Source organism: Pseudomonas sp. AP42 (genome assembly GCF_001728935.1).
Lineage (GTDB): Bacteria > Pseudomonadota > Gammaproteobacteria > Pseudomonadales > Pseudomonadaceae > Aquipseudomonas > Aquipseudomonas lactis.
The window spans coordinates 1-2869 of the sequence record NZ_LYSO01000206.1 but is presented as its reverse complement, the minus strand read 5'-3'; the positions used below and the strand labels follow the sequence as shown (position 1 = coordinate 2869).

5 protein-coding genes are annotated in these 2869 nt (G+C 56.5%); 3 read left to right on the top strand and 2 right to left on the bottom strand.

Translation table 11 applies throughout. From position 1 onward, the window contains the following. Positions 1–209, top strand: a 209-nt coding sequence (locus A7K61_RS30475) for a transposase domain-containing protein (protein WP_171905512.1), incomplete at its 5' end; no start/stop codon positions are given. Between the two features lie 102 nt (positions 210–311). Here A7K61_RS30475 and A7K61_RS30470 read toward each other — a convergent pair. Together A7K61_RS30470 and A7K61_RS30465 are read right to left on the bottom strand one after the other, a co-directional pair. Further along, the gene (locus tag A7K61_RS30470) at positions 312–788 is read right to left on the bottom strand and encodes an antitoxin Xre/MbcA/ParS toxin-binding domain-containing protein (RefSeq protein WP_069559016.1); all 477 of its coding nucleotides are present in this window, start codon (positions 786–788) and stop codon (positions 312–314) included. Between the two features lie 188 nt (positions 789–976). Further along, positions 977–1195 (bottom strand): BPSL0761 family protein, encoded by a 219-nt coding sequence (locus A7K61_RS30465; RefSeq protein WP_069559015.1) that lies wholly within the window; start codon positions 1193–1195, stop codon positions 977–979. Positions 1196–1807: 612 nt separating this feature from the next. Between A7K61_RS30465 and A7K61_RS30460 the strand changes: the two genes are divergently transcribed. Together A7K61_RS30460 and A7K61_RS30455 are read left to right on the top strand one after the other, a co-directional pair. Then, positions 1808–2542 (top strand): hypothetical protein, encoded by a 735-nt coding sequence (locus tag A7K61_RS30460; protein ID WP_069559014.1) that lies wholly within the window; start codon positions 1808–1810, stop codon positions 2540–2542. 113 nt (positions 2543–2655) lie between these two features. Continuing rightward, positions 2656–2869 (top strand): AlpA family transcriptional regulator (locus A7K61_RS30455; protein WP_069559013.1); only part of this gene is annotated, 214 nt, incomplete at its 3' end.

Genomic DNA, 2869 nt, shown 5'->3' with positions numbered 1-2869 from the left:
GGCCGTGGGCACTCGGCCGCTCCAACTGGTTGTTCGCCGGTCCACTGCGCAGCGGCAAACGAGCAGCGGCGATCATGAGTTTGATCCAGTCGGCGCGCATGAATGGGCATGATCCATATGCCTATCTCAAAGATGTGCTGACGCGGCTGCCAACGCAGCGTGCCAGTGAGATTGATCAACTGCTGCCGTATCAGTGGGTGCCGGCCTGAGTCACGCAAGGTGACTTCGGCGGACGCTTACGTCGGATTTCCCAGGACGCATCCCGAAAGGCCCGTCACGTATTTCGTAGCAGCGGTCGTCGCCAGGTGCCATCAGGCAGCACCGCCCCACTCCAGGGCCTGAAGGACAAGGCGAACGTGTTTGGCCCCTATCTCCGTTTCGCAGAGCATGATCGGTGCCGTCCCTCCGAGCGCTTTATTCGGTGCCGACATCCACTGCGTGGCTGTCACTTGTGTCTCAAATATCGCCTCGGCCAAGTGACTGACCACAGCAATTCTGTCCAAACGTTCGGAGGCGACAGGATCAAGGTTCTTGTGCTCTCGCCGGCGTCTTTCCAGGGTTGACATTGATGCATTGAGCAGCGTTTCCAGGTGGCGGTCCTGAAGGTTGAAGGCCAAACGAACCACCTGGATGAGGTCGGAGGGCAACCCAACTTTTATTTGGTGCAGCCTCTGCGCATCCGTCAGCGGCTCTCGATCGGAACTGAATCGCCAAAAGGCCGCGATGCCCTCCTCTCGGGACGCCTCTTGCTTTTTTCCCGGACGTCGAGTCGCAGTTGAAGTGCTCATTAACACTTCCTCCCAATGATGTCCCATCCAATGGAATATGAGTTAACGCCGGTTTAATCGGAAGCGCCATTGAGCGCCAGTGGAATTCCATAACGCCCTGGGTCGAGAAGGCGATGTAGCCCTTTCCCCTCTACGTATCCACAGACCAGGATCAGCGGCTTTGGGCTGATGATGAGTGGCCACGGCGGTCAATCGATGCTGGAGCTCAGAAAGGGCTCGGTCAGTCGGTCGACCCTTTGCTCTTCGAGCTGCCCGGCCCGCAGGATCTCGTTTGCATGGGGATAATGCCGTAACAGCTGGCGGGCCTGCCGTCGAATAGATGCTGAAAGCGCAGAATCTTCTGCCAGCTCGACCAGAAAGTCTCGCGTCTGGATGAGTGCGCGCGTGCGCTCGTTCGGCATTGTCATGGTGTCCTCCTCGCACACACCGTGCACAGTCCAGCCGCTCCGCGCTTGATGGCGTCCGACGCAGTTTTTTACCTGGTAAATCGCCTACAGCCTACACCTAAACCAAGACGGCCCATTGAGTCTATCACCGGGATCGGCCCGGGCTTTTTGTGAATCAGGCCCCTGTCCGCCTCGGCGTACCGTCCATCCAGGCCCGCGGGCAAAAAACCGCGCTGAGGTTGGAGAATCTTGCATTCTCAAACCTGAGAATTTGCTCGCCAGAACGATCATTGGCACTCCTGCACAGGTGAATAACATGGCCCGTATCGCGGTACGAAATCGTCGGATACGCAGTCATTTTGACTCATCCGCGTCGCAATGCGATCGAGGCGCTCAAGCCGGAGTTTGCAATACCTCTTAAGGCAACAGCGTGTTCAATGTTTGGCGCTGTCCTCCTGCCTTACGCCAAAAACTATCGCTAACGCGTCTATTGTGAGCGAACTATTCCAGTTTAGAGTTGTCACCAGAATCGGATCCAAAATTTATTTTAGGAATCTGGCTCGCTCGACAGGGGCCCCGAACAGTTGCCCGCGCCAGCGAATCTAGGACACATTCAGCCGGAGGCTGTTTACCATGATCTCGATCAAAAACTCCTACCACCCTATCGATGCCGCAATCCTCTGGTGCGACCTCGCCGAACACCAAGGCGAAATTCTGCAGGTAGATCTCGCTCATCCCGGTTGTCTTCTCAAGCATTTTCCGCAATGGCCCTTTCTCCACGCCTATGTCGAACGTCTCTACGATGCCATCGTCTGTGGCGAGTTGCCCGCGACCTACCTTGGACGCCCAATCACTTCTAATGACAAGGCTGAACGTGTCTATTGGTCCATTCGCCATTCTGATCTCCGGGTTTGGTTTGCACGCAATTACCCAGAAGAAAAGCCAGCGTTCCTATTTTCCCAGAGTATCGACCATTCCGAATGCGTCAGTCTGACTGCGCACCTGGCCCTACAAGCGGAGCGTGATGCCGACGTCCGCGAGATTAAAAAACTCCGCCAAGCGCACTCGGCCATCGCCGAAGAGGCGGCTCCCGCCTTCAACCAGCAAGAGTTGTCCCCGCAGCTTGGCGTATTTGAGGTGCCCTCTGAAGCCTCCGCCTTCGTGCACTACATGATCATTGGCGCCTTGCTGACGGTCATGCTGGGCAAATCCAGAAGCGGCCAACTGCGGTCGATTTACAAGAACCAGGCTGCCGTTGTCGACGCTATTACCGAGCAGTTACCGGGTATTCCTGGCCTGAGCAAACGCACCCTTGATCGGAAATTTGCACAAGCTCGCCGTCATTTGGCCCAAGCCCTACAGGCCTAAGAGCGAATTGCCAGGCAATGAGTGCCATTGCCTGGCAATGATTTGTCTCCTTTGCCGGCCTTCAATGACTGTCACATCCCATCACGCGCCATCCGGCGCTAAGGAGTGACACCATGCAACCTACCAGCCCTGCCCCGCTGTTTGCCGAACGCCATATCATGCGTCGTGATGAGGTCGAACAAAAAACTGGATTCAAACGTTCACACATCTACAACCTGATGAAAGCCGGACTGTTCCCGCAATGCCGCCGCATCGGCACGCGTGCCGTCGGTTGGGACTCACTGGAGATCGAGCAGTGGGTTCAGGATCGCTTGTCGACGGGAGCCT

What these genes read in the sequence shown, in the direction of transcription:
- A7K61_RS30470 (WP_069559016.1), bottom strand. Translation starts at nt 788, where the DNA reads ATGAGCACTTCAACTGCGACTCGACGTCCGGGAAAAAAGCAAGAGGCG.
- A7K61_RS30465 (WP_069559015.1), bottom strand. Translation starts at nt 1,195, where the DNA reads ATGACAATGCCGAACGAGCGCACGCGCGCACTCATCCAGACGCGAGAC.
- A7K61_RS30460 (WP_069559014.1), top strand. Translation starts at nt 1,808, where the DNA reads ATGATCTCGATCAAAAACTCCTACCACCCTATCGATGCCGCAATCCTC.